This is a genomic window from Prauserella oleivorans, from assembly GCF_042685745.1.
Taxonomy (GTDB): Bacteria; Actinomycetota; Actinomycetes; order Mycobacteriales; family Pseudonocardiaceae; genus Prauserella_A; species Prauserella_A oleivorans.
The window spans coordinates 916,203-940,852 of the sequence record NZ_JBHUNT010000001.1; the positions used below are offsets into that span (position 1 = coordinate 916,203).

A 24,650-nucleotide genomic window follows, 5' to 3' on the forward strand; every position below is an offset into this window, starting at 1 on the left:
ACGGCGCCTGCCCTTACCGACCGCCTTCGCGGGCGGAACTCATCGCGTCCGGCGGACGACGGCCAGGGTCTTGTCGTCGTGCCGCTTGGCGCGGGGCAACGCGGCACCGTCGGGGTCTGTGTCGGCTTCCCAGCGTTGGCATCGGTCGAGCACGCCGGCCAGCGCGGCACTGTCGGCACCGGCGAGTTCGGGCCAGTCGTCGAGACCGAGGTGCCGCATGGTGCGGTACGCGCCGTCGGTGGCCAGCACCGCCCACGGGACGGCGCCGGCGTCGCGCGACCAGCCGAGTGCGTGGGCGGCCGCTGCGGGGTCGGCCTCCGCGATCCAGTAGCCGCCGTCGCGGTTGCGCAGCCGGGTCAGCTCGCGGTGCAACTCCCGCAAGAGGCGCCGGTGTTCGGTGTCGTACCCCGTTCCGGCCGCGAGTCGCTCGCGGTAGCGCAGCCACGGCTCGACGCGGAGCCGGTCCATGCGGTCGTCGGTCAGCGATTCGCCCGGCCACACCAGGAGGTTGTCCCCGAGCATGAGCACGTCGACGCGCTCGTCGAGCGCGCGCAGGATGGTGACGGTGCTGGACGGCGACTCGCCCGGGACGAGGCCGAGCTCGGCGGCGGTGGCGGCGATGCCGTCGGCAAGGGTCGCGCGGAGGTCTGCATCGGGCCGCGTGGCGAGCGTGTCGCGGAGGTGGCCGCCGAGCCGGTCGGCGTAGGTGGACGCGGGCACGTCGAGCGGGATGAACGCCGATGACCCGTCCAGCACGACGACGGCGTGCTCGGTGGTGAAGACCCGGTCGTCGCCGGCGTTGCCGGGCGGCAGGCGGGCGGTCGTGATGCGAATCCGCATGGCGGCCAATGGTGCCAGCGGCAACGACACGCCACGACGGATTCAGCCGGCGACCTCGTCGAGGAGTTCCAACAGGGCCGCCGCGATGGTGTCCGGATGCGCGCGGGTGCGAGGTGATGGAGACCGTCGAGGTCCGTGGCGGCGGCCGGGAAGCCGGCCGGCCAGGGGACGCATGGCGACGGCTCCAGGAAGGGGCTGTGCACGAGCACGAGGGTGGCCGCGCACATGGCCGGTGAGGCTACCGCGTCGTGCTTGGCGCGAGCACGACCACCGAGAGCACGAGCAGGCAGAGCAGGCCGAGCATCAGCAGCATGGCTTCGCCGGTGACCGACCACGCGGCCACACCGGCCACGGCGAGCACGGAGGCTCCGCCGATGGCTGACTTCATCTGGACACTCCAGCTGTGTCGGGGGCGATGGGGACCGCCGGGACTATCGACACGACGTGCGCCCGCGTTATCAACTCGTGACCGTTCTTGGGCTTGGTCACAGGTGATTGTTCAGTCTCTGCTGTACTGTTTCGCGCATGCTGACCTGTGAGGCGCGGGAGTCGGCGCTGGCCCGGCTCGGGCGCGCACTGGCCGACCCCACGCGATGCCGGATCCTGGTGGCGCTGTTGGACGGTGTCCGGTACCCGGGCCAACTGGCCGTCAAGCTGGGGCTGTCCCGCTCCAACGTGTCGAACCACCTGGCCTGCCTGCGTGGCTGCGGCCTGGTGGTGGCGGCCTACGAGGGCAGGCAGGTTCGGTACGAGCTCGCGGACGCCCACCTCGCCCGGGCGCTGACCGAGCTGCTCCAGGTGGTGCTCGCCGTCGACACCGCCCAGCCGTGCGTGGACGACGCGCCGGCCACCGCTGCGGAAGCGGCCCGACCATGACCGAGGAGGTGCGGACCGGGTGCGTGGACGCCTGCCGCACCGACGGCGCGCCGACGCTCACCGACACTCGGCGAGCCGTGCTGTCGCGGCGGGTTCGGCTGCTCGTCGGGGCGACGATCACCTACAACGTCATCGAGGCCGTCGTCGCCATCGCGGCCGGGACCGTGGCTTCGTCGACGGCGCTGATCGGCTTCGGCCTCGACTCGGTGATCGAGGTCGCCTCCGCCGCCGCGGTGGCGTGGCAGTTCTCCGGCACGGACCCCGAAGCGCGCGAGCGAACCGCCCTCAAGGTGATCGCGGTGTCGTTCTTCGCGCTGGCGGCCTATGTCACCGTGGAATCGGTACGCGCTCTCCTCGGCGCCGATGCGGCGGAACACTCGACGGTCGGCATCGTCCTCGCCGCCGTGTCGCTGGTGGTCATGCCGTTCCTGTCGTACGCCCAGCGCCGCACCGGCCGCGAACTCGGCTCCACCAGCGCGGTGGCCGACTCGAAACAGACGCTGCTGTGCACGTACCTCTCCGGCGTGCTGCTCGCCGGGCTGCTGCTCAACTCGCTGTTCGGCTGGGCCTGGGCGGACCCGGTCGTCGCGCTGGTGATCGCCGCCGTGGCGGTGAAGGAAGGCCGGGAAGCCTGGCGCGGCGAGCACTGCTGCTGACCGCGGCCACGACTCCGTGCGTGCCGGTCAGGCCTGGATGTCCGGACGGGACGGTGAGCCGAGAGAGGGCAGCTCGGACGAGATCAGCAGCGTGAGCTTGTCGGCGTCGCGGCTGCCGGGCTCGGGGTGGTAGATGACGAGCATCTGCCCGTTCGTTCCCGTGATCGGAAGCTTCTCCCGGAACAGGGTGAGCTCGCCCACCACGGGATGCTCGACCGACATCGTCGCTCCTTCCCGGCGGGCGACGTCCTGGCGTCCCCAAAGCTCGCGAAAGCGGGGGCTCGCGATGGAGAGGCTGCCGACGAGGTCCACGAATCGCTGGTCTTCCACGGCGACTCCGACGGAGCTGCGGAATCCGGCGACGAGGCGCGCGGTGACCTCGTCCCATGCGGGGTACAGGGCCTGTTCGGCGGGATCCAGGAACACGTCGCGCAGCCGGTTGTTACCGACAACGAGCCGGGGAGACAGGGCAGCCGCGGCCGGGTTCGCGGCGAGCACGTCGAAGTAGCGGCCTTCGACGAAGGCCGGAAAGCCGATGGCGTCGACGAGTATGCGGATCCCGGTCGGCACCGTCTCCCGGTGCGGACGCCGCCGGGGGGTGCGTGGCCCCGGCTGGGCGAGGGACAGCAGATACTCGGCACCGTCGTCGTCGAGCCGCAGCACCCTGGCGAGAGACTCGAGGACCTGCCGCGACGCGCTGCGGTCGCGTCCCTGTTCGAGCCGCAGGTAGTAGTCCGCGCTGATGCCGGCGAGCATCGCGACCTCCTCGCGCCTGAGGCCGGGTACGCGGCGGATCCCGATTTGCGGCAAGCCGACCTGCTCCGGGGTGACGAGCTCGCGGCGCGCACGCAGATAGTCGCCCAGCAGGTTGACAGATCCCGACATGCGGTCACCTTACGTCCGGACGGGATCGGGGAGGGTGGCCCTGATATCCCCAGGAACTCGGGGGCTCTGGGTGAACTGCCGCGCCCGGATCAACCTGGATCCACGACCTCACCGTGAGGAACGGGAAAGGAAAAACGGCAGACCATGGCCAGCCAGAACAAGCTCGGCGGCATCTTCGCCACCTCCCAGGGCATCGGCTTCACGCGCATGGGATACGGCGCCACGCAGCTGGCCGGGCCGCGCGTGTGGGGGCCTCCGGCCGATCGCGACGAGGCGGTCCGCGTGCTGCGGGCGGCCGTCGAGGCCGGGGTGAACCACATCGACACGGCGGACTTCTACGGGCCGCATGTCACGAACGAGATCATCCGCGAGGCGCTCGCCCCGTACGACGGCGTCGGAATCGTCACCAAGGTCGGCTCGGTGCGCGACGAGCATGGGGGCTGGCCGCACGCCCGCTCACCGCAGCAGCTGCGTGAGCAGGTCGAGTCGAACCTGAAGACCCTCGACGTCGAGGCCCTCGACGTCGTGAACCTGCGGATCGGTGGAGGGCCGGACGGGCACTCGCCCGTTCCCGGGTCGCTCGCCGAGCCCTTCGGCGCGCTCGCCGAGCTGCGCGAGCAGGGCAAGATCAAGCACCTCGGCCTGTCCGTCGTGGACGCCGACCAGGTCGCCGAGGCGCAGACGATCGCGCCGATCGTGACGGTGCAGAACTGGTACAACGTCGCCCACCGAGGCGACGAGAAGCTCATCGCGTCGCTGAACGGGCAAGGCGTCGCCTACACGGCGTTCTGGCCGCTGGGCGGCTTCAGTCCCCTTCAGTCCGGCACCCTCGACACGGTCGCCGCGCGCCTGGACACGACACCGAAGGCGGTCGCGATCGCCTGGCTGCTGCACCGCTCGCCGAACATCGTCGTCATCCCCGGCACCTCGGAGGTGGCACACCTGCGTGAAAACCTCGCCGCGGCCGAGCTTGAGCTGCCGCAGGATGCCCTCGCGGAGCTGGACGGCATCGCCGCCTAGGGTTTCTCGGGGGCCCCGCGGCTCGCCGAGGTCATCGCACGCCTCGGTGGTCCGAACTTTCCGGGACTCGTCCGGCCCCGCGCGGAGTGTCGACGGTGCCGGTTGAAAAAGCACGCGGCTCCGGCCACCCGCGACCATGCGACGATCCGGTACCTCGGAAGGGCACAGCCAGCCTCGCGGAGGCCGACGATGGGCGAGATGGTCGACGCAGACGGGCTCAGCATGTGGGCCGTGCGTCAGGGTGAGGGACCGGACGTGTTCCTGATCGCCGGACTGAGCGACCCCGCCGAGGCGTGGCAGGCGCAGCTCGACGGGCTGGCCGATCGGTACCGCGTCACGGCGTTCGACAACCGGGGCGCGGGCCGGACGGAGCTGAGCGACGAACCGCTGTCCGTGCCGATGATGGCCGACGACGCCGTGGCGCTGCTGCGGGCGCTCGGCATCTCGTCAGCCCATGTCGCGGGTTTCTCGGGAGGCAGCGTCATCGCGCAGGAACTGGCGCTGCGGCACCCGGATGCGGTTCGCAGCCTGGTGCTCATGAGCACCTTCGCCCGCCCCGACGCCTACTTCCGGTCGATGACCGGCTTCTGGCACTGGATGGTCGACCAGGCTCCGAGCGAGCGCGCGATGCTCGAGGCGTTCTTCCTGTGGGTCTACACGCCGCGCGCCCACGCCGACGGCCTGGTCGACAGGTTCGTCGAGGAAACGCTGGCCTTCCCCCATCCGCAGTCGCCGGAGGCGTTCCATCGCCAGCTCGAGGCGTTCGAGAAGCACGAAACTCTCGACCGGCTGGCCGCGATCACGGTGCCGACCCTTGTGCTTTCCGGAGAAATCGACATCGCCACGCCACCCCGGTTCGGACGTGCCGTCGCCGAGCGGATCCCGCGGGCGCGGTTCGAGATCCTCCCCGGCGAAGCCCACCAGCCGTTCCAGGAAGTCCCGGACGTGTTCAACACCCGCGTCGACGCCTTCTGGCGCGAGGTGGACGGGCGCTGAATCGGTTGCCGAGAGTCTCGGCGCTATCCGCGGTTCCCCGCCGCCGAGCCGGTGGGGCGAGGGAGCAGGCCGGCTGCCGTGGTCTCGATCATCGCCAGCGACGCGGCGGTCGCCGGGTGATCACCGTGACCACGCCGCGTCGCGGCCAGGATGCGGCGGGCGGGAGCTGGTTCGCCGTGGAGCGGCAGCCGGACGACGGGCCAGCCGTCGGGCAACCGGGCGAGCCGCGGCACCAGGATGATGCCGAAGTGGTGGGCCACCAGCGCGGTTCCGGTGTCCCATTCGTCGGCGTAGTGCTCGATGTTCGGGGTGAAGCCGGCGGCCGTACAGGCGTTGCGGACGAGGAGGTGGTAGGTGCTTCCCGGGCGGCCGACGATCCACGGCTCGTCGGCGGCATCGGCAAGGGTGACCTTGCGCAGTTCGGTGAGCCGATGTCCGGCGGGCACCACGAGGTCCAGTGGGTCGTCGAGTAGTGGTTGCTGGTCGAAGCGTTCGTCGGCCGCGGGAGGCGTGTCGGCGGTGTTGATCACCAGCGCGAGATCGGCATCGCCGGCCAGCAGGAGGTCGAAGCAGCGGGCCGGTTCGGCTTCGATCACCCGTACCCGCAGGTTCGGATAGCGGTCGCGGAGTGCCGCGGCCGCCGGCGGCAGCAGGTGCGTCGCGGCGGTGGAGAAGCCGCACAGGGTGAAGGGACCGCTGGGCTCGTCGGTCATCGAGGCGAGTTCGGCGTAGGTACGTTCCGCCTCGGCGAACAGCGCGTCGGCGTGGCGTAGCAGCGTCCGCGCAGCCGCGGTCAGCTGGACACCCCGGCCGTGCTGAGTCACCAGTTCGACGCCGAGCTCGTCGGCCAGCTGCCGTAGCTGGTACGAGACCGCCGACGGCGTGTAGTGCAGTGCCGCCGCGGCCGCCGTGACCGTGCCGTGGTGGGCCACGAGCTGGAGCATCCTGAGCCGCGGGTCGATCATTCGAACATTTTGCACGGTCAGCTCGAAAAACGTTTGATTCACCTCACAAGTCAGCACAGGCAAGCTGTGGGTGTGGTGCTCACAGAACGTTCCGGTGCGGCCGACTACCGAGGGGCATCCGCGTCGAGTACCGGCGATCAGGACCGGGCGCGCACGGGTGTGTACGTGCTGGTCGTGCTCACCGCCGGGGCCTACCTGCCGAGTCCGCTCTATCCCGTCTACCAGGGCGTCTTCGCGATCAGCGACCTGACGATGACGCTGCTCTACGCCACGTTCGCCGTGGTCAGTGCGCCTGCTCTGCTGTTGTTCGGATCCGCGTCCGACGCGGTGGGTCCACGGTCGATGCTGCGGGTCGCCGTCGCGGCCGCCGCGGTCGGGTCGGCCTGCTTCGCGCTGGCGTCCGGGCCGACGTGGCTACTGGCCGGGCGGGCCGCCCAGGGCATCGCGTTGGGCGCGGCGACCGGGGCGGCGGGCGCGCTGATCGGCGAGGGGACCCGCCCGGGCAGCCGAGTCAGCGGGGCGGTGCTGGCCGGTATCGCTTTCGTGGCGGGTACGGCGGCCGGCCCGATCACGGGTGGTGTCCTCGTGCAGTACGCGCCTGCGCCGCGGGTTCTTCCGTACGTCCTGCACCTGGCGCTGTTGTGGGTGTGCTGGCGCCGGGTGTCGGGGCTGGCCCTCGCGGGCCCACGGGGTCTGCGATGGCGGCCGACTCGTCCGAAGATCCCACGCGGCACGGGACTGCTGTTCGGTTCGGCCGCGGCGACCGGGTTTCTTGCCTGGGCGGTGGCCGGCCTGTTCCTGGCGGTGATCCCGACCTTGCTCGACCGCTCGACCCAAACCAATCCGGCGGTCACCGGCTGCATCCTGGGAGCGGTGCTGGTCTGCTCGGTGCTGACCCAGCCGTTCGTGGCAACCATCGGCGCCCGGACCGCGCAGCTCGCTGGACTCGCCGCCCTCCTGGTCAGTCTCGGGGTGCTGGCGCTCACCGCGGGTGGCTCGACGTCGGCGACCCTGGGCGCCGCCGTCGTGGCCGGCGCCGGGCACGGGCTGGCCTACGGTGGTGCCGCGGCTGCCATCGACGCGATCGCACCCCCGGGCAGGCGTGGCGGTGTCACCGGAGCGCTGTACCTGGCCTTCTATCTCGGCTCCGCGTGCCCGGCCGTCGCCGTCGGCTTGGTGACCGTGGCGTACCCGTTGGCCACGGCGACGTCCTGGGTCACCGCCGTGGCAGCCGGGCTCGTGCCGCTGGCCGGTGCGGCGGTGGCGTCCGTCTGTCCCCGCGGTGCCGAGCGACCGGGCAGGCCGTGACGGCTCAGAGGCCGGCGCGGTCGAGCAGGTCGCACAGGAAGTCGGCGCGTGGTTGCAGGTCGGGCAGTTCGAGCGGGCCCGGGCGCCAGGTGACGAGTTCGTCGCCGGCTCGCCAAACAGGCGGAGCTCAACAACGCGGTCGCTACTCGGACGGCCCGCATGGCGGACAAGCTTCACAGCAATGCGAAGTCCTTGCTGACCGCGAACCTCGACTTTAATCAGGCACAGAAACCCATTGCAAATTCCGTACTGCGCGGAGCGGCAAAGGTGGGAAGTAAGTTCCCGATTGTGGGTGGCGTGATCACTGGTATTGGCCTTGGATTGGATATCGCGGGTGGCAAAGATCCGGCGACCGCGGTCACGTCTGGTGTCGGAGGCTTTGTTGCTGGCTCGTTGGCCACTGCCGGCATCGCTGCGGCTGGTGGGCCGGTAGGCTGGGCCGTTGCAGGTGGCGCGCTGGTCTCGGCGGGAGTCGGCTTTGCGATCGAAGAATGGGGCGACGACGTTGCCGGCATGGCAGGTGACGCGGCGGACTGGGCCGGGGACCGTCCTTCTGATGCGGGTAACGCGATCGGCAAAGCCGGCAAGGCTGTCGGCGACTTTCTCGGCGACCTATTTTAGGTGTTCGTATGGATATCGCTAGCCTTCCCCCGAAGCCTGATCCTGACACGGGCGAACCTCGTCCTCCTCGTGCTCCGCTGGAGTCGGAGGGTGCCAAGCCTGGTGGTCGCCGTGAGGCCGGAAAGTCGAGGTTCTCCAGCCTCCGCCTGGTGAGGGCAGGATGCTGGAGTGGTTTTACCCCGACCGAACAGGACGCGTTGTTTCCGGCCTCATCTTGACATTGATTGGCGTGGTTTTCGCAACAGTCAAGGAGGGCGGGTTCGGCTGGGTGGGCTACTGGTGGATGTGGCTGCTTTTGCTGCCGTGGCCGTTCGTGTTCCTGCTGATGGGGCGGACTGGCCGAATGTCGGCTGGTGCGGACTGGCTGGGCATTGGCAAGGACATCTTCATCAAGACGTACGAGCTGACGACGGTCAAGGTGTTCGTCGACGGTGCTGCGCACGTGATCGATATGACCGACAAGTATGGCGGTTCGGTGCGGGTGAAAACCTTCGCGCTGCAGCAGAACCACGAGTTGTGGGACTTGGTCTATAACGGCATTCTGCATTCGGTCCATGCGGGAGGCGCGGAGACCAACAAGCGCGCGAGGGATTACCTCCTGCTCGACTTTCCGCCTCACCTGAGGTCTTGATCGAGCTCCAGCTTCGCCAACCTGTCGCGGCATTCGAAGCGTAGTGATGCGATGTCGTGCCCTTGCCGCGGCAGGTAAGGGCGGCGCAGGCGGTTGAGAAATCCGCGGATCCCGGCAGCGGGCTTCATCACGTCCAGGCGAGCCATGGCGTCGCGTCCAGGTCCACCGACCCCGCGGCGACGTTCTGCTGGAGGTGGGCCAGCGAGGTCGTGCCCGGGATGAGCAGGGTGTTGTCGGCGTGGTGCAGCAGCAGGCAAGGCCCACCTGCGCCGGGGTGGCGCCGACCTCCTGGGCGATCTGCTGGACCACGGGCTCGTGGGTGACCTTCGCCGAGCCGGGAAAGGTGCCGCCGAGCGGAAAGTAGGGGGCCCAGGCGCGTTCTCAGCTTGGGAACCAGCGTGATCGTGTTGGAAACGGCTCTGACCTGCGGGCGAGGACGTACGCGGGTGCTGCTGTTGACCGTGATTGACCGGCCTTAATGGCACGCTGATGGCACGCTCGCCGGTGCGGCTGTGGCGCTGAGCTGTGGGCGGCGATAACGAGGTATGCCACAGGAGGAACGGCCAGAAGAGCGAGCGGCGCGGATGATCGTCTCGGAAGCTTTGGGCGTCCCGGTTAGGTGTCACGATGACAACTCGCTGCCGTCGATGGTGGACGCTCTGGTCTGCTACCCAGACGGGCGCGTGGGGGGATGGAGATACTCGCTGACCACGATCGCCAGTTCAACAAGATGTGGGATGCGCTTGAGAAGGCCGGGCACTCCATAACGATCCAGGGCCTCCAACACGGTTGGAACATCGTGCTCAGCCATCGAGCGGACCTACGTCGCGTGGAGGCGGCTTTGCCGAAGCTCCTCGGAGGCTTGGAGAGGGCCGGGTATACGGATCTTCGGCGGGTGCGCTGGAGAACGGAGCTATTCGAGCTCGCAAGATCACTTGGAGTGTGGATGTCCTACGCGGCCGACCACATTCCGGCGGGAACTGTGTACCTACGCGCGGAGGGGTGGACAGGGTTCGCGGGGTCTGCTGCGCTGGGAGATTGGGCGGTCGGCGTCATGGCGAAGCACCCGAACAAACAGGCCAAGCTTCTTGCGCACCAGGGGCTTCCGAGCGGCACATCTTCATATGGGCGACAATCGGTAGCTCCTATTCGATCCAGCACCGGCTGGAAGGCCGGGAGCCGCCCGCTGACATCGACGAGCCCGCGGGGAGGCTGCCCGAAGGCATCAGCCACCTCTGGATTGCAGGCTCGATGAGCACCCGAGGCGTGGTCGGCCGATCGTGGCTGGTGGCGTACCGCTTGGAGCGTCGCATCTCGAAGGGACCTTGAGGCGAAATAGCGAGGGTGGCGTTAATTCTCCCCCGTCGCCTTCGCCCTTGCCGGTCCTTTGCGCCGTGGTGGCCAGCTCAAGGGTGAGCGCAGCTCATCGCGGAGCGACGCCGTAGGCGCCCTTGATGCGGTCGGCGCGGCGTAAGACGATCGCCGGGCGAGAAGGGGACTTGCGAGGTGAGCCGCGGTTGCCGGGTGCCTTGGCTGGTCGGGTGGCGTGCAGTCGGGTGCGCCGGGGCCGCCGGCCGGAGCGTCAGCGGGAGGCCGGGCGGGCCCGGCGGCGGCGCGCGGGCAACATCTGGGCCTCGAAGGCCGGCACCTCGACGAAGGATCTGATGGCGCGGATGGGCCATGACGACATGCGGGCCGCGCTGATCTACCAGCGGGCCACCAGCGAGGCCGACCGGCGGATTGCGGATCGGCTGTCCGAGCTTGTGGAGAAGCACCGACGGGGAGAGGACGACCCCGACGGCCCGGATGACGATGACGATGACGGCTCGGGCGCGCTGGTTCCGGCGACCTAATGGCACGCTAATGGCACGCCAGCCGAGTTGATCTTGATACGACGAAGGCCCAGGTCTGGAGTGGACGGCTCCTGACCTGGGCCTTCGTGGTGAGAGCGGATGACGGGAATCGAACCCGCGTTCTCAGCTTGGGAAGCTGATGTTCTACCATTGAACTACATCCGCACGGCACCGAAATCATACACGGTGTTGATCCCCCGTTCGCAAAGCCCCTCTCCCGCTTGACGACGCCGCGACAAAGTGACAACACTTGTTGTCTGGGCCGAGGGGCAGCCGAGGGCAGGAGCGTGCGATGGCGGACGAGCAGCGGTTGCCGGACCCCGAGTTGCTGCGCCAGGGCGGGCTTCGGCTCGCCACGCGGCTGTTCGCACCCGGTGACCTGCGGGGTACCGAGCGGCAGGTGCGTCGATTGCGCGAGTTCGCCCAGCAGGAGGATCCGCTCGCCGACGCCGTGGTCGCCATGATGCACCGGATGCCCGCGGGCACGGGTCGGGAGCTGTTCGAGCGCGCCCTGCGGCACGGCATCGACGCCGTCCCCGACGCGCCCCCCCGAGCTCCTCGACTTCTTCCGCTCCGCCGAGGCCACGCCGTACTGGGTCGACCGTGCGCGCATCGACCACGGCGCCCGCGCCATCACCCGCACCGGCCTGCTCGGGCTGTTCCCGCTCGGCGACATGTCGCTGATGGGCGGCTACCTGGCCTCCCGCGCGACGAAGCCACTGGTCGGCACCGGGGCACTCCTGCAACGCATGGCGAGCAGGCGTCTGGTCGAGACGACGAACTGGTGGATCGACGTGACCACCCCCGGTGCGCTGCGCGTCGGGGAGCACGGCTATGCCTCCGCGCTCCGCGTCCGGCTCGTGCACGCACATGTCCGGGCGGCCATGAACCGGCGCGCCGACTGGGACTACGCCGCGTGGGACCGCCCGGTCAACCAAGTGCAGACTGTCGGCACGCTGCTGCTGTTCTCGCTGGTCTACGTGCTGGGCATGCAGCTGCTGGGCGTGCGCTACACCGACGACGAACGCGCCGACATCCATCACCTCTGGCGCTACGTCGGCTGGCTCATGGGCATCAGCGGGGAGCTGCTGCCCGCGACGGAGGAGGACGCGTGGCGGCTGCTCTGGCTGCTCGCGACCACCGAGTTCATCCCCGACGACGACTCCCGCCGACTCGCGACCGCCCTGCTCGAGACGCACGCCGAGGTCGGCCAGGGCCGCGGCGCCGTGGGCAAGGTGCTGTCCCACGTGTCGGTCCGGGTGCACGGTTCGATCAGCAGGCTCGTCCTCGGCAAGACCAACGCCGATTTCCTCGGTCTGCCGAACGACCCGGTCGCGCAGGGCGTCGTGGTCGCCGCCGCGGCTGCGAACTTCGCCGCGGAAACCGTCCGTCAGTGGGTGCCGGGTGCGACGATGTTGCAGGAACGCATCGGCGAGCAGGGACGCCGGCACTACGCCGAGCGGATCGGCAAGCTGTTCCGCGTGGATCGCACCTACGCACGTCACATGCGGACCGAGAGTCAGCCCGCGGCCTGATCCGGCTAGGGTGTTCGGGTGCTACTGAGCGACCGTGACCTCCGCAAAGAGCTCGACTCGGGGCGGCTCCGGGTGGACCCGTTCACCCCGAAGATGCTGCAGCCGTCGAGCATCGACGTGCGTCTCGATCGCTTCTTCCGCGTGTTCGACAACACCAAGTACACCCACATCGACCCGCAGTTGCAGCAGGACGAGCTCACCTCGCTCGTCGAGAAGGACGGCGACGACCCGTTCGTGCTGCACCCCGGCGAGTTCGTGCTCGGCTCGACGTACGAGATCCTGACGCTGCCGGACGACCTCGCGGGCCGCCTCGAGGGCAAGTCGTCGCTCGGCAGGCTGGGCCTGCTCACGCATTCGACGGCCGGGTTCATCGACCCGGGGTTCACCGGGCACATCACGCTCGAGCTCTCCAATGTCGCGAACCTGCCCATCACCCTGTGGCCCGGAATGAAGATCGGCCAGCTGTGCCTGTTCCGGCTCACCAGCGCGGCCGAGTTCCCCTACGGCTCCAGCCAGGCCGGTTCCCGTTACCAGGGGCAGCGCGGTCCCACGCCCAGCCGCGCATACAAGAACTTCGACCGCGTCGACACTCGCCGGTGAATCCCACCCGCATTCCGGCTCACATAACGGTTCAGTAACTCACCCGTTGGTGGTAGCTTGCCCCGCTGTGTCCACCCCGAGTTCGCGCATCCGGTCCGTGCTGGTGCTGCTGAGCGTGCTCGCGGGTGTCGCGGTCGCGGCAGGCAGCCACTTCCTGTGGCTCGAGCCGAGTGGGGGCGACGGCGACACCGCCGTCACGATGCCGGACCAGGAATCCGACAGCTCCTACAACGGCTCCCTGCGACGCGCCGTCCCGGAGTCGACCACGCCGTCGTCGTCCGACGCCGCGCCGCCTCCCGCGGAGCCGACCACCGAGGTCACCGGGCCCGCTACGGGCACGAGCGCGACCACCGAGCCGGGTGCGAGCTCCTCGGTCACACGCGCGCCCTCGGCGGAGCAGCCGAGCCGCCCGCGACCGGTGACGCCGGCTGCGCCTGGCCGGGAGGGTGACCGGCCGGCCGCCGTCTCGAGGCTGCCGAACAGCACCTCGCCGGAGCGGCCCACCACGTCCCCGCGGCCGACGGACACCGGGACGCCCGCGTCGAGCAGCGAGCCGACCACGTCGGCGAGCCCCGGCACCACCACGTCGTCGCCGGAACGGACCGACTCCCCGACCAGTGAGCTGGCCCATGGGGTGAACCGCGAGCGCGCGAGCGCCGGCTGCGCACCGGTGCGCGTCGACAGCAACCTCACCTCGGCGGCGCAGGCCCACAGCGACGACATGGCCACCCACAACCGGCTCTCCCACGAGTCGTCGGACGGCACGTCGTTCGACGAGCGGGTGGAGAGCTACGGCTATCCCGATCCCGCCGCCGAGAACGTGGCGATGGGCCTGTCCTCGGCCGACGCGGTGTTGCAGAACTGGATGACGTCCGAGACGCACCGCGACAACATCCTCGACTGCGACGTCACCGCCATCGGCGTGGGCGTGAACTCCGACGGCTGGTACTGGACGCTCGACTTCGGCTACTGACCGAACGCCCCGTGCCTGCCCTCGCCGGAGGCGAACCGCTGGGCTCCGGCGAGCGCGTCGGCGGCCAGGGACACCTTGCCGTGCCGGAGTTCGTTCGCCATGGCCTCGTCCTCGCCGAGGCCCTCCTGTTCCAGCAGCGACAGCCGGTCATGGCGCAGGCACGTCTGCGGGAAGCGCGCGATCTCCGCGGCCAGTTCCTCGGCCGCCGCGCGTGCCTCACCGGCCGGGACCACGCGGTTCACCAGCCCGATCGACAGCGCCTCGGCCGCGGGCACTCCACGGCCGGTGAGCACCAGGTCCATGGCCCGCGAGGTGCCGATCAGCCTCGGCAGCCGCACGGTGCCGCCGTCGATCAACGGCACTCCCCAGCGGCGGCAGAACACCCCGAGCACCGCGTCCTCCTCGGCGACCCGCAGGTCACACCACAGCGCCAGCTCGAGCCCTCCGGCCACGGCGTAGCCGGACACGGCCGCGATCACCGGCTTGCGCAGCCGCAGCCGGGTCGGGCCCATCGGGCCGTCGCCGTCGTCGGTGACCTGGTTGCTCGTCTCGGTGCCGAGTGCCGTGAGGTCGGCTCCCGCGCAGAACGTGCCTCCCTCGCCCCACAGCACGGCCACGCTCGCCGTGTCGTCGGCGTCGAACTCCCGGAACGCGCCGGCCAGCGCGGCCGCGGTGGGCCCGTCGACGGCGTTGCGCCGATCGGGTCTGCTCAGCACCACCGTGGTGACCGCGCCGGAGCGCTCGACCCGGACCGCGGTCACGGCCACACCCGCGCGAGGACGGCCCGCGTGTCCACCTCGGTGGGCAGGGTCCCGAACGCGATGCCCCAGTCGCCGCCGAGGCGGGACGCGCAGAAAGCGTCGGCCACAGCCTGATCACCGTGCCGCACCAGCAGTGAGCCCTGCAGCACCAGCGCCAGCGACTCCACCAGGCGCCGGGACCGGAATTCGATGTCGGAGAGGTCGGCCAGTTGCTTACGCACCCGGGCGATCGCCTCGTCCAGCCGGGCGTCGGCGCCCGCCGCCAGCTCCACCTCGGCGAAGAACGCCTCCACCGAATCCGGCTGCTTGCCCATGGCCCGCAGCGTGTCGAGGGCGGCGACGTTGCCTGAGCCCTCCCAGATCGACGACAGCGGCGACTCGCGGAACAGCCTCGGCATGCCGGACTCCTCGACGTAGCCGTTGCCGCCGAGACACTCCAGCGCCTCTGCCGCGTGCGCGGGAGCCCGCTTGCACACCCAGTACTTCGTCACCGCGAGGCCGAGCCTGCGGAATGCCGCCTCCTGCTCGTCACCCGCCGCCACGCGGTCGCTCGCCCCTGCCAGCCGCAGCGCGACGGTGGTCGCCGCCTCCGACTCGACGGCCAGGTCGGCGAGCACGTTCGCCATCAGCGGGTGGTCGCGCAGCCGCGTGCCGAACGTCTCGCGGTGGTGAGCGTGGTGGGCGGCTCGCACGACGCCGTACCGCATCCCGGCGGCGCTGCCGATGACGCAGTCGAGCCGCGTGTTGTTGACCATCTCGATGATCGTGCGGACACCCCGGCCCTCCTCGCCGACCAGCCAACCGACGGCGCTGTCGTACTCGATCTCGGCCGAAGCGTTGGACCGGTTGCCGAGCTTGTCCTTGAGCCGCTGCAGGTGGATCCGGTTGCGGGTGCCGTCCGGCAGCACGCGGGGCAGCAGGAAGCACGACAACCCGGCCGGTGCCTGGGCGAGGGTGAGGAAGACGTCCGACATCGGCGCCGACGTGAACCACTTGTGCCCGGTGATGACGTAGGTGCCCTCGGTGGTGGGCCGCGCGGTGGTGGTGTTGGCGCGGACGTCGGAGCCGCCCTGCTTCTCGGTCATCGACATGCCGGCGATCAGGCCGTTCTTGGTCGCCGGAACGCGCAGGCCGTAGTCGTAGACGGGCGCGGCGAGCAGCGGCTCGTACTCGGCTGCCAGCTCCGGGGCGTGCCGGAGCGCGGGTACGGCGGAATAGGTCATGGAGATCGGGCACGTGTGCCCGGCCTCGTTCTGGCTCCACACGTAGAACTTCGCCGCCCTGGCGACGTGCGCGCCGGGCCGGTTGTCCCGCCACGGCGCGGCGTGCAGTCCTCGCGACACGGCGACGTCCATCAGGTCGTGCCAGTGCGGGTGGAACTCCACCTCGTCGATCCGGTGGCCGACCCGGTCGTGGGTGCGGAGTGTGGGCGGGTTCTCGTTGACCAGCCTGCCCCACTCCTGCACCCGCTCGGAGCCCGCGAGCAGGCCGAGCTCGTGGACCTCCGGCTCGGCCCAGGCGGCTCCTTCGCGGCGCAGTCCTTCCAGCAGCGCCGGGTCGTCGGCCACGTCGTGGTCGACGAGCGGGGGAACCTGGTTGACGACGTCATGCGTGGGTGGCATGGGTGGCTCCTAGCGCGCGGAGGGTGAACAGGCACAGTTCGGGCACGGCGTCCGTGCCGCCGGAGGTGAGTGGGCCGGTCAGGACCTCGGCGACCGCGCCGATGATCGCGCCCGCGGTGAGGTCGGCGTCCTGCGGCGGCAGGACCCCGGCGCGGACGCCCTCGGCCACCCAGCGGGCCACGACATCGCGGAACGCCTGCCGGAACACCAGCCGTTGCTCCTCGACCGGGGCGTCCACGGGCTCGGCCAGCAGGGCGTAGGCGAGCCGGGGTGCCTTGAGCGCGCGGTCGGCGAACGTCTGCACCACCGCGACCACGCGCTCGGGCACCTCGCCCGGCTGTTCCGCGGCCTGCTCGACGGCCTCGACCTCGCGCGTCACCACGAGGCCGAAGAGTTCGGCGACGAGTTCGGCCTTACCGGGGAAGTGCTTGTAGACGCTTCCGGTCGCGACTCCGGCCTTGCTCGCCACCGCGGCCATGGAGCAGCCGGCGTAGCCGCTCTCGGCGAGCAGGTCGATGGCGGCTTCGAGGATGGCGGCGCGCTGAGACTCCAGGCGAGCCCTGATCTCGGGGGTGCGCCGGTACACCATGCCAAGAAGTGAAGCACCGATTCAGTGCTTCAGGCAAGGTCGCTCAGAGCCGGTGCAGCCCCTCGAGCACGCGCTGCATGAGCGCGAAGTCGGGCCGGCCGTCGAGCGATGTCCGGGCGGCGTGCACCTGGACCAGGCCCGCGTCGGCGAGGTCGCTGAGCAGTACCCGCGCGACCCCGAGCGGCACCCACAGCAGCGCGGCGACCTCGGCGACCGAGCGCGGCTGCCGGCACAGGCTCCGCACCGCCTGGTACTCCGCGTTGGGCGCCTGGCTGTGCCACGGGCCGTCCGGGTTGGTGGAGATCAGCGTCTCGAGGGCGAGATCGTCCCTGGCCTCGGTGCGACCGCGCGTGATGACGTAGGGCCGGACCCGCAGCCGGTGCTCCTCGAGCGCGTCGTACTCCTCGTCGGGCGTGGCGAGGACGCGTTCGCGGCGTGTGCCCGGACCCGGCGGCTCGGCGGGTTGCGGCTGCGGTTCGGGAGCGGGTTCGGCGGGCGGTTCCGGCGGCTCGACCGCATCGGCCGCCTCGTCGTCGTGCCGCTGCTCCGGCTCGTCGTGCTCCTCGAACTGCTCCAGCAGCTTCGCCGACGGGAAGCGCGCGCCCGAGCGGCCGACCCGCGAGCGGTCCTTCTTCTTTCTCTTGCGGCCGCGGTCGGTGTCCTCGAGCGGCGGCTCGGGCTCGCTGTGTTCCAGCGCCTCGCGTTGCTTCGCTGAGGGAAAGCGCGCGCCGGTGCCGGCCGAGGTCCGGCGGCCTGTCGGTTCCTGTGGTTCCTCGATACCCAATTTCGCGCGCTGTTTCGCCGAGGGAAAGCGCGCACCGGCTCGGCCGACGGCCCGCTCGGCCGCCTGGTCCGCATTCTCGTCCGGGGTGCCCATACCCACGCCTGATCGCCTCGCACTGCCTGGTGCTTGTGACCTCGCGGGCGTCGGTGGCTGCGAGGTTGGACCATGCTACTCGGCATGTCCAGGCGCATTGTGGGCGCTCTACTGTGGACGAATGTTGCCGCCAGGTAAAAACCGTGCGCCGAATGGCGAACGGGAGCGGGCGCCGCGCCGGGAAATCCGGCACGACGCCCGCTGACATGCGGCTACTTGTCCTCGTCCGGCTGTGTGGTGCCGGTGCCGACCTGGTCGGTGGGGATGTCCGCGCGACCGTCGGCCTCCGCCTCGCCACCCGGCTCCGGGGCGCCGACCGGAACCGGCTTCTTCGCCTCGCCACGCTTGACGGCCGACAGCAGCAGCTGCGACACGTCGACGACCTCCACGCTCTCGGCCGCCTTGCCGTCGTTCTGCCGCGCCGTGACGCCGTCGGTGAGCATCACGCGGCAGAACGGGCAGCCGGTCGCGATCTTCGACGGCGCGGTGCCCAGCGCCTCGTCGACGCGGTCGATATTGATGCGCTTGCCGATCTTCTCCTCCATCCACATGCGCGCACCACCGGCGCCGCAGCACATGGACCGGTCGGCGTGTCGCGGCATCTCCCGCAGCTGCGCACCGGACGAGCCGACGAGCTCACGCGGAGCCTCGTACACCTTGTTGTGCCTGCCGAGGTAGCACGGGTCGTGGTAGGTGACGTCCTCGGCGATCGGCGCGACGGGCGTCAGCTTCTTCTCCCGCACGAGGCGGTTGAGCAGCTGCGTGTGGTGCACGACCTCGTAGTGGCCGCCGAGGTCCGGGTACTCGTTGGCGAGCGTGTTGAAGCAGTGCGCGCACGTCACCACGATCTTGCGCTTGGCGGGCTCCACGTCCTCGAATACCGAGTTGAGCACCTCGACGTTCTGCTGCGCGAGCATCTGGAACACGAACTCGTTGCCCGCCCGCCGGGCCGGGTCACCGGTGCAGGTCTCCTCCGGGCCGAGAACCGTGTACTTCACGCCCGCGATGTGCAGCAGCTCGGCCACCGCGCGGGTGGTCTTCTTCGCGCGATCCTCGAACGCGCCCGCGCAGCCGACCCAGAACAGGTACTCGGCGTCGCCGAGGTCCCCGTCGAACACGGGCACCTCGAAGTCGAGGTCCTCGGCCCAGGCCAGGCGGTCCTTGGCGTTCTGGCCCCACGGGTTGCCCTTGTTCTCCAGGTTCTTGAACAGCGTGTTCAGCTCGGTCGGGAAGTTCGACTCGATCATCACCTGGTAACGCCGCATGTCGACGATGTGGTCGACGTGCTCGATGTCCACCGGGCACTGCTCGACACACGCGCCGCAGGTGGTGCACGACCACAACACGTCGGGGTCGATCACGCCGCCGTCATCGCCGACCAGTGGGCGCTCGGCCTCGGCCAGCGCGAGGACGTCGATGCCCTCGTACGGGTTGTCGCCGGTGAGGCCGATCTCCTCGCCGGTCATGTCCTTCTTGCCGCCCGCGAGCAGGTACGGCGCCTTGGCGTAGGCGTGGTCGCGCAGCTGGGTGATGACGAGCTTGGGCGAAAGCGGCTTGCCGGTGTTCCACGCCGGGCACTGCGACTGGCAGCGGCCGCACTCGGTGCAGGTGGAGAAGTCGAGCCAGCCCTTCCAGCTGAAGTCCTCGATCCGGCCGGCGCCGAAGACGTCCTTCTCGGGGTCGGCCTCCTCGAAGTCGAGCGGCTTGCCCTCGCTCATCATCGGCTTGAGCTTGCCGAGCGCGACGGCGCCGTCGGCCTCGCGCTTGAAGTAGATGTTGAAGAACGCGCTGAACCGGTGCCAGGCCACACCCATGGTCAGGTTCCGGCCGACGACCATCAGCCAGATCATGCCGGACAGCAGCTTGATGAGCGCCATGACCGACACGGCGGCGGTGCTGGTCGGGAGAATCTGCGCGAGCGGCTGGGTCACGAAGCTCGACCACAGGGCCGGGTCCTCGATCCCGCTGGAGATCTTGAACGCCTTGACGCCGAGGATGCCGATGCCCTCGATGATCACCACGGCCTCGACGAAGTAGGCCTGCCCGAGGTTCGAGCCGGCGAACCGGGACTGCCGGTCGGCGCGGCGGGGGTGGTTGAGCTGCCGGATGATCGCCAGCGCGACGCCACCGACCACGGTGCCGAGGCCGAGCAGCTCGAGCAGCAGCTGCCAGGGCTCCCAATGCCCGATGATCGGCCATGCGAAGTGCGGCTGGAAGACCTCGCCGTAGGCCTCGAACAGTGCCAGCGAGCCGAGCAGGAAGCCCCACATGACGAGCCAGTGCCATGGCCCGACGTGCCGGAACTTGTTCATCCGCGTGTGCGCGGCGAACTCCGTGATGAGCGTCCGCATCCGCGGGACGAACGGTCCGTTCCGCGTCGCGTCCGGTTGCCCGAGCCGGATGATGCGTACCTGGCGGACAACGCCGGCGACGAACACACCCCAAGCGACAACGCTGACGGCAACGCCGATCACGCCGAGCGTGATCTGCAGTGCACCCATGATCGGGCCTTTCGGTTCGGTCTTCGTGGTGGGTGACGGGAGCGTATCCCTTTCTACTGAGGAGTAATCGATCGCCGACGGACAAGTCCCACCGATGTGGTGGACGCCTCGCTATTAGTGGGACGATAGTTCAGATACTGTCGGTGTCCATGGGTGCGTATCTACTCCTCGCTGGTGCGATCGTCGCAGAGGTCACGGCCACCATTTCGTTGAAGCTGTCCGAGGGTTTCAGCCGGACCGGGCCGTCGATCGTGGTCGTCGCCGGGTACGCGGCGGCGTTCGTCTGCCTCGGTCTGGCGCTGAAGACCATGCCGGTGGCCGTGGCCTACGCCATCTGGGCCGCCGTCGGCGTCGCACTCGTGGCCGTGATCGGTGCGGTGTTCTTCAAGGAGGCGATGAACCCGACCATGGTGCTGGGGCTCGCGCTGGTGATCGGCGGTGTGGTGCTGCTGGAGCTGGGGAGGTCGGTGCAGTGACGCCGCGTGGGGCGCGGCAGCGGGTGGACGGCCGCAAGGCTCGCGGCGAGAAGCGGCGTGCCGAGATCATCGAGGCGACGCTGCGGGTCATCGAACGAGACGGCGTCGCCGGGGTCACCCACCGCACGGTGGCCAAGGAGGCGGGCGTACCGACGACGTCCACGACGTATCACTTCGCGAGCCTCGACGACCTGTTGATCGCCACGCTCATCGAGTGCGCCAGGGACATGGCCACGGAGGTGTACTGGATGATCGACCGGGCCCGCTCACGGGGGAGCCGGGGCGCCGAGGAGGTCGCGAACCTGCTGGCCGAGGCGATCGGTCCGCGCCGGGGTCGCACGATGGCGGAGTACGAGCTGTACCTGCTGGCGGCCCGGCGGCCGGAGCTGCGGCCGGCCGCCCGCCGCTGGCTCGACGTGCTGACGTCGATGGTGCGCCACGACGACGAGGTGGCGTTCCGGGTGTTCCTCGCCGGCATCGACGGCCTGCTGATCCAGGGCCTCATCGACGACGAGCCGCCGACGGCCGAGGAGCTGCGGCCGGTGGTGGACTACCTGCTCAAACCGCGCTGAGGACGGGGCACGCCGCGCCGGGCCGGGGGACGCGCGGCGCGGCGTGCGGTCCGGGGAGCTAGAAGATGCCGAGCAGGCCGCTGGCGAGGCCGAGAACGGTGTTGAGCAGACCGGTGACAATTTCCATGGGGATCTCCTTGATTCGTGGAATTCTTCGCCGACGGTTTTTCCGGTGGAGTCGGTTGCGGGTCAATTCCCGTCGACGGCGTGAATCAAAGCGATCCGTTGTGTCCGTGCTGTTAACGGCGTTTGCGGCCACGTTTCCACGCCGCTCGGTGGAGGGCTGCTTTGAGCATTTCCACTGGTAGAAGCGCCAGCGCGGGGCTCGGCCATGACGTGAATCACGTTCACGTTTATTTCCCGCTAATCACTCGAAAGTGGTAGTAGGCAGGGTGGTGAGCGAGTCGTGCGGGCCGGTCACGGCCCGCACGACTCCCTTTCGGAGTGCTCAGCCCTTGTTCTCGTAAATGGCCGTCAGAACGCCCCTGGCGAGGGTGTGACCGAACATGTTGAACCCGAGGAAGGCCGGGCGGGCGTCCTCGGGGATGTCGAACGACTCCACGTCGAGCGCGTGCACCGCGAAGATGTAGCGGTGCGGGCCGTGTCCGGGCGGCGGCGCGGCGCCGATGTACTGCTTCACGCCGGCGTCGCCCGCGAGCATCTTGGCGCCCTCGGGCAGGTTCGCGCCGCCCGGGTCGCCCGCGCCCGCGGGCAGTTCGGTGACCGAGGCCGGGATGTTGAACACCGCCCAGTGCCAGAAGCCGCTGCCGGTCGGCGCGTCCGGGTCGAAGCAGGTCACCGCGAAGCTCTTGGTCTCCGCGGGGAAGCCCGACCAGGCCAGGTGCGGCGAGCGGTCCTCGCCGCCCGCGCCCATCATGCCGGACAGCTGCGGCTTGGCGAGCGTCTCGCCGTCCGAGACGTCGTTGCTGCGCAGCAGGAAGGCCGGAACCTCCGGAAGCGAGTCGTACGGGTTCTGAGCTCGGGACATGAGTTCTTTCTCCTCCTGAAAGCTCGAGCGGTGGCCCTGCAAAGGCTAGTGACAACCGGCGCGGTTCACCCGCCGCACTCTTCGGGGTGGCCCCAGGGTCGATTCGGGGGTTCACCCCGATGTCTGCGGGTGCCCGCTGCTCTAGCTTGATCGGCACAGGGACGACTACGCAGAAGGGACTCCACGATGGCGCGCACGGGGTTGGCCGTGGGTGGCGTGGCATTGATCCTCGTGGGCGCCGGGATCGCGTTCGGCTGGGTGTGGCCGTCGTCGGCCGAGGCGACCGAGACGGTCACCGAGCGGGTGACCAGGATCGAGCTGGCCACCGACTCGGGCGACGTGCGCATCCGCGTGGACCCCGACGCGCGCGCGACCACCGTGGGGCAGTCCCTGACCTACCGCTGGGGGCGGCACGACAACGCCTATGTCGTCCTCGGATCGACGCTGCGGCTGCACGGCTGCGGCGACTGGTGCTCGGTGGACTATGACGTCGTCGTACCGCCCGGCACGGCAGTGTCGGGTGCCGGCGACTCGGGCGACCTCACCCTCGAGGGCGTGGCGTCGGTGGACGTGCTCACCGGCTCCGGTGACGTCACGGTGCACGACGTGGCGGGGCCGGTGGCGGTCGGCGCCGACTCGGGCAACGTCGAGCTACACCGGTTGTCCGGCACCGTCAGGGTCGAGGGCGATTCGGGCAACATCCAGGGCGAGGAGCTGGCCGCGCCCGTCGAGGCGACCATGTCCTCCGGTGACGTCACGCTCGCGCTGACCGCCCCCCGGAGTGTCACCGCCAGTGTCGAGAGTGGAAACATCGACCTGTCCGTTCCCGAGGGCGCGTACCGCGTGGAAGGGGACACCGAGAGCGGTGAGCGCAACATCGACGTCGTCGTCGACGGGAGCTCACCGAACACATTGGACCTCAACGCCTCGAGCGGTGACATCACCGTCCGGGGCAAGTAGGCCGCCGGCCGGCGACAACGACGACGTGGGGGACGACAGGTTCATGAACACGCTGGGCCGGGGCGCGCTCACCGCGCTGGCGGTGGCCACGCTGCTCTCGACGGGTGCGACGCCGGTGGCGGCCGAGCCCGACCGTCTCCACTGGACACCGTGCGCCACCGAGAACACGGCGAAGACACTCGAATGCGCCACGGTCGCCGTGCCGCTCGACTGGTCCGATATGGATGGACCAACGATCGACATCGCGGTGAACCGCATTCCGGCCAAGGACCCCGAGCGGCGGATCGGGACGCTGTTCGTCAACCCCGGCGGCCCGGGTGGGGTGACGACCGACGTGGTGGCGGCCACCGGCTTCATCACCGCCATGCCCGAGGGCAAGGAGATCGGTGAGCGGTTCGACGTCGTCGGAATGGATCCGCGCGGGGTCGGGAAGTCGAGTCCCGTGCGCTGCGACGCCGACCTGCTTCTCGCCCCGGACATCGCCGCCTTCCCGGCCGACCGCGCGGCCTTCGACGCGCGCGTCCAGTCGAACCGGGCCGCGGGCGAGGCGTGTCTCGAGCGGACCGGGCCCCTGCTCGGTCACGTGGACACGCTCAGGGTCGTGCGCGACATGGATGCCGTGCGCGCGGCGATGGGTGAGGAGCGGATCTCCTTCTACGGCACCTCCTACGGCACCGAGATCGGCGAGCTCTACGCCGCGGAGTTCGGCGAGCACGTGCGCGCGATGGTGCTCGACGCTGCTGTCGACCACGCGCTGCCCAGCGCCGACGCGGCGGTGGACGAGGCGGCTGCCACGGAGGAGGCACTGGACCGCTTCGCCGCGTGGTGTGCGGGTGACCCGGCGTGCGCGGTACGCGGCGAGGACGTGCACGCCCTGGTGAAGCGGCTCGCGGCGCACGGCGTGCCCGCGCCGAGTCTCGGCAGGTCGCTGACCGGCGACGAGGTCACCAAGGCCGTCTACATCCACCTGAACGCGAAGGCGGCCTGGGCCGGGCTCGGCCAGGCGCTGGCCGCCGCCACCGCGCCCGAACCCGACGGCGACGCCTTCGCGCAGCGGCTCCGGTTCGTGTGGCCGGACTATCCGGCGTACCGATCCGTGGGCTGCCAGGACTTCCGGGACGACCCGCGCGGCCCCGCGGAGGTGCGGGCGCAGGCGGAACGGATGCGGCACGTGGCGCCGACGATGTGGCGGTACGCCGAGTTCTGGGACTTCGCGATCGGCTGCGCGGGCTGGCCGGTGCCCGCGCAGAACCCGCCCGGCCACCGCTACGTCGACGGTGTCGAGGCGCTCGTGATCGGCGGGACGCACGACCCGGCGACGCCGCTGCAGTGGGCGTACGGCCTGAGCCGCCGGATGCCCGGCAGCCGGGTGCTCGTCGACGACCGGGACGGGCACAGCGCGCTGCTCAACTCCTCGTGCGGCCGGCAGAAGGCCGTGGACTACCTGCTCACGGCGACCCTGCCGGCCCGGGGAACGACCTGTCCGGCCACCTGAGCAGGCCCGGCGGGAACAACGGACCGGCCTGCATCGTTGGGCTGGTAGGA

Annotated in this window: 25 protein-coding genes, 1 tRNA gene and 1 pseudogene; 15 read left to right on the forward strand and 12 right to left on the reverse strand. The window is 70.0% G+C overall.

Features of this window, described 5'->3' with window-relative positions:
• Positions 1–39: 39 nt before the first annotated feature.
• Positions 40–840, reverse strand: coding sequence for a hypothetical protein (locus ACFSZT_RS04510; RefSeq protein ID WP_377395923.1), 801 nt, complete (start codon positions 838–840; stop codon positions 40–42).
• Between the two features lie 238 nt (positions 841–1,078).
• Positions 1,079–1,228, reverse strand: coding sequence for a hypothetical protein (locus ACFSZT_RS04515; protein WP_377395926.1), 150 nt, complete (start codon positions 1,226–1,228; stop codon positions 1,079–1,081).
• A gap of 137 nt (positions 1,229–1,365) precedes the next feature.
• Here ACFSZT_RS04515 and cmtR point away from each other — a divergent pair, with 137 nt between their 5' ends.
• Both cmtR and ACFSZT_RS04525 read left to right on the forward strand, forming a co-directional pair.
• Entirely contained in the window at positions 1,366–1,716 is a 351-nt protein-coding gene (gene cmtR, locus ACFSZT_RS04520) for a Cd(II)/Pb(II)-sensing metalloregulatory transcriptional regulator CmtR (RefSeq protein WP_377395929.1), read from the forward strand.
• The gene (locus tag ACFSZT_RS04525; RefSeq protein WP_377395932.1) at positions 1,713–2,372 is read left to right on the forward strand and encodes a cation transporter; all 660 of its coding nucleotides are present in this window, start codon (positions 1,713–1,715) and stop codon (positions 2,370–2,372) included. Before cmtR ends, ACFSZT_RS04525 begins: the two co-directional genes overlap by 4 nt.
• 27 nt (positions 2,373–2,399) lie before the next feature.
• On the opposite strand, the gene ACFSZT_RS04530 is transcribed toward ACFSZT_RS04525, so the two are convergent.
• Positions 2,400–3,257, reverse strand: a complete 858-nt coding sequence (locus ACFSZT_RS04530; protein WP_377395935.1) for a helix-turn-helix transcriptional regulator — start codon at positions 3,255–3,257, stop codon at positions 2,400–2,402.
• Positions 3,258–3,401: 144 nt separating this feature from the next.
• On the opposite strand from ACFSZT_RS04530, the gene ACFSZT_RS04535 reads away from it, so the two are divergent.
• Together ACFSZT_RS04535 and ACFSZT_RS04540 are read left to right on the forward strand one after the other, a co-directional pair.
• Positions 3,402–4,277: an oxidoreductase gene (locus tag ACFSZT_RS04535; protein ID WP_377395938.1), complete on the forward strand. Its 876-nt coding sequence runs from the start codon at positions 3,402–3,404 to the stop codon at positions 4,275–4,277.
• A 198-nt stretch (positions 4,278–4,475) separates the two neighbouring features.
• Positions 4,476–5,273 carry an alpha/beta fold hydrolase gene (locus ACFSZT_RS04540; protein ID WP_377395941.1) on the forward strand — a complete coding sequence of 266 codons (798 nt, stop codon included), beginning with the start codon at positions 4,476–4,478 and terminating at the stop codon, positions 5,271–5,273.
• Positions 5,274–5,296: 23 nt separating this feature from the next.
• On the opposite strand, the gene ACFSZT_RS04545 is transcribed toward ACFSZT_RS04540, so the two are convergent.
• Positions 5,297–6,238, reverse strand: a complete 942-nt coding sequence (locus tag ACFSZT_RS04545) for a LysR family transcriptional regulator (protein WP_377395945.1) — start codon at positions 6,236–6,238, stop codon at positions 5,297–5,299.
• 72 nt (positions 6,239–6,310) lie between these two features.
• Here ACFSZT_RS04545 and ACFSZT_RS04550 point away from each other — a divergent pair, with 72 nt between their 5' ends.
• The 4 genes from ACFSZT_RS04550 to ACFSZT_RS04565 all read left to right on the forward strand — a co-directional run bounded on the left by ACFSZT_RS04550 (position 6,311) and on the right by ACFSZT_RS04565 (position 10,651).
• Positions 6,311–7,546 (forward strand): MFS transporter, encoded by a 1,236-nt coding sequence (locus ACFSZT_RS04550; RefSeq protein ID WP_377395948.1) that lies wholly within the window; start codon positions 6,311–6,313, stop codon positions 7,544–7,546.
• Between the two features lie 159 nt (positions 7,547–7,705).
• Positions 7,706–8,167: a hypothetical protein gene (locus ACFSZT_RS04555; RefSeq protein WP_377395951.1), complete on the forward strand. Its 462-nt coding sequence runs from the start codon at positions 7,706–7,708 to the stop codon at positions 8,165–8,167.
• 160 nt (positions 8,168–8,327) lie between these two features.
• Positions 8,328–8,798, forward strand: coding sequence for a hypothetical protein (locus ACFSZT_RS04560; protein ID WP_377395954.1), 471 nt, complete (start codon positions 8,328–8,330; stop codon positions 8,796–8,798).
• A gap of 1,541 nt (positions 8,799–10,339) precedes the next feature.
• The gene (locus ACFSZT_RS04565) at positions 10,340–10,651 is read left to right on the forward strand and encodes a hypothetical protein (protein ID WP_377478165.1); all 312 of its coding nucleotides are present in this window, start codon (positions 10,340–10,342) and stop codon (positions 10,649–10,651) included.
• 94 nt (positions 10,652–10,745) lie between these two features.
• Here the strand turns inward: ACFSZT_RS04565 and ACFSZT_RS04570 are convergent.
• Positions 10,746–10,816, reverse strand: a tRNA-Gly gene (locus ACFSZT_RS04570).
• Between the two features lie 127 nt (positions 10,817–10,943).
• Between ACFSZT_RS04570 and ACFSZT_RS04575 the strand changes: the two are divergent.
• Positions 10,944–12,186 (forward strand): annotated as a pseudogene (locus ACFSZT_RS04575) (oxygenase MpaB family protein).
• Between the two features lie 18 nt (positions 12,187–12,204).
• A complete protein-coding gene (gene dcd / locus ACFSZT_RS04580) occupies positions 12,205–12,786 on the forward strand; it encodes a dCTP deaminase (protein ID WP_377395964.1) in 582 nt (193 codons plus the stop codon).
• A 225-nt stretch (positions 12,787–13,011) separates the two neighbouring features.
• Here dcd and ACFSZT_RS04585 read toward each other — a convergent pair whose 3' ends face one another.
• Entirely contained in the window at positions 13,012–13,509 is a 498-nt protein-coding gene (locus ACFSZT_RS04585) for a hypothetical protein (protein WP_377396366.1), read from the reverse strand.
• Here ACFSZT_RS04585 and ACFSZT_RS04590 point away from each other — a divergent pair.
• Complete coding sequence (locus tag ACFSZT_RS04590) at positions 13,457–13,759, forward strand: CAP domain-containing protein (protein ID WP_377395967.1); 303 nt, start codon at positions 13,457–13,459, stop codon at positions 13,757–13,759. The genes ACFSZT_RS04585 and ACFSZT_RS04590 overlap by 53 nt on opposite strands.
• Here ACFSZT_RS04590 and ACFSZT_RS04595 read toward each other — a convergent pair.
• The 5 genes from ACFSZT_RS04595 to ACFSZT_RS04615 form a co-directional block, all read right to left on the reverse strand.
• A complete protein-coding gene (locus ACFSZT_RS04595) occupies positions 13,753–14,526 on the reverse strand; it encodes a crotonase/enoyl-CoA hydratase family protein (RefSeq protein ID WP_377395970.1) in 774 nt (257 codons plus the stop codon). The genes ACFSZT_RS04590 and ACFSZT_RS04595 overlap by 7 nt on opposite strands.
• Positions 14,517–16,142, reverse strand: a complete 1,626-nt coding sequence (locus ACFSZT_RS04600) for an acyl-CoA dehydrogenase family protein (RefSeq protein WP_377395973.1) — start codon at positions 16,140–16,142, stop codon at positions 14,517–14,519. Before ACFSZT_RS04600 ends, ACFSZT_RS04595 begins: the two co-directional genes overlap by 10 nt.
• A complete protein-coding gene (locus ACFSZT_RS04605) occupies positions 16,126–16,731 on the reverse strand; it encodes a TetR/AcrR family transcriptional regulator (protein ID WP_377395976.1) in 606 nt (201 codons plus the stop codon). Before ACFSZT_RS04605 ends, ACFSZT_RS04600 begins: the two co-directional genes overlap by 17 nt.
• 43 nt (positions 16,732–16,774) lie before the next feature.
• The gene (locus tag ACFSZT_RS04610; protein ID WP_377395979.1) at positions 16,775–17,608 is read right to left on the reverse strand and encodes a DUF742 domain-containing protein; all 834 of its coding nucleotides are present in this window, start codon (positions 17,606–17,608) and stop codon (positions 16,775–16,777) included.
• 212 nt (positions 17,609–17,820) lie between these two features.
• Complete coding sequence (locus ACFSZT_RS04615) at positions 17,821–20,109, reverse strand: (Fe-S)-binding protein (protein ID WP_377395982.1); 2,289 nt, start codon at positions 20,107–20,109, stop codon at positions 17,821–17,823.
• Between the two features lie 149 nt (positions 20,110–20,258).
• Here ACFSZT_RS04615 and ACFSZT_RS04620 point away from each other — a divergent pair, with 149 nt between their 5' ends.
• A complete protein-coding gene (locus tag ACFSZT_RS04620) occupies positions 20,259–20,585 on the forward strand; it encodes a DMT family transporter (protein ID WP_377395985.1) in 327 nt (108 codons plus the stop codon).
• The gene (locus ACFSZT_RS04625) at positions 20,582–21,157 is read left to right on the forward strand and encodes a TetR/AcrR family transcriptional regulator (RefSeq protein WP_377395987.1); all 576 of its coding nucleotides are present in this window, start codon (positions 20,582–20,584) and stop codon (positions 21,155–21,157) included. The genes ACFSZT_RS04620 and ACFSZT_RS04625 overlap by 4 nt, the downstream gene beginning before the upstream one ends.
• A 448-nt stretch (positions 21,158–21,605) precedes the next feature.
• Here ACFSZT_RS04625 and ACFSZT_RS04630 read toward each other — a convergent pair whose 3' ends face one another.
• Positions 21,606–22,145 carry a YbhB/YbcL family Raf kinase inhibitor-like protein gene (locus ACFSZT_RS04630; RefSeq protein WP_377395990.1) on the reverse strand — a complete coding sequence of 180 codons (540 nt, stop codon included), beginning with the start codon at positions 22,143–22,145 and terminating at the stop codon, positions 21,606–21,608.
• A 186-nt stretch (positions 22,146–22,331) separates the two neighbouring features.
• Between ACFSZT_RS04630 and ACFSZT_RS04635 the strand changes: the two genes are divergently transcribed.
• Positions 22,332–23,105, forward strand: coding sequence for a DUF4097 family beta strand repeat-containing protein (locus tag ACFSZT_RS04635; RefSeq protein ID WP_377395993.1), 774 nt, complete (start codon positions 22,332–22,334; stop codon positions 23,103–23,105).
• A 25-nt stretch (positions 23,106–23,130) separates the two neighbouring features.
• Positions 23,131–24,600, forward strand: a complete 1,470-nt coding sequence (locus ACFSZT_RS04640) for an alpha/beta hydrolase (RefSeq protein WP_377395996.1) — start codon at positions 23,131–23,133, stop codon at positions 24,598–24,600.
• The last annotated feature ends 50 nt before the right edge of the window (positions 24,601–24,650 follow it).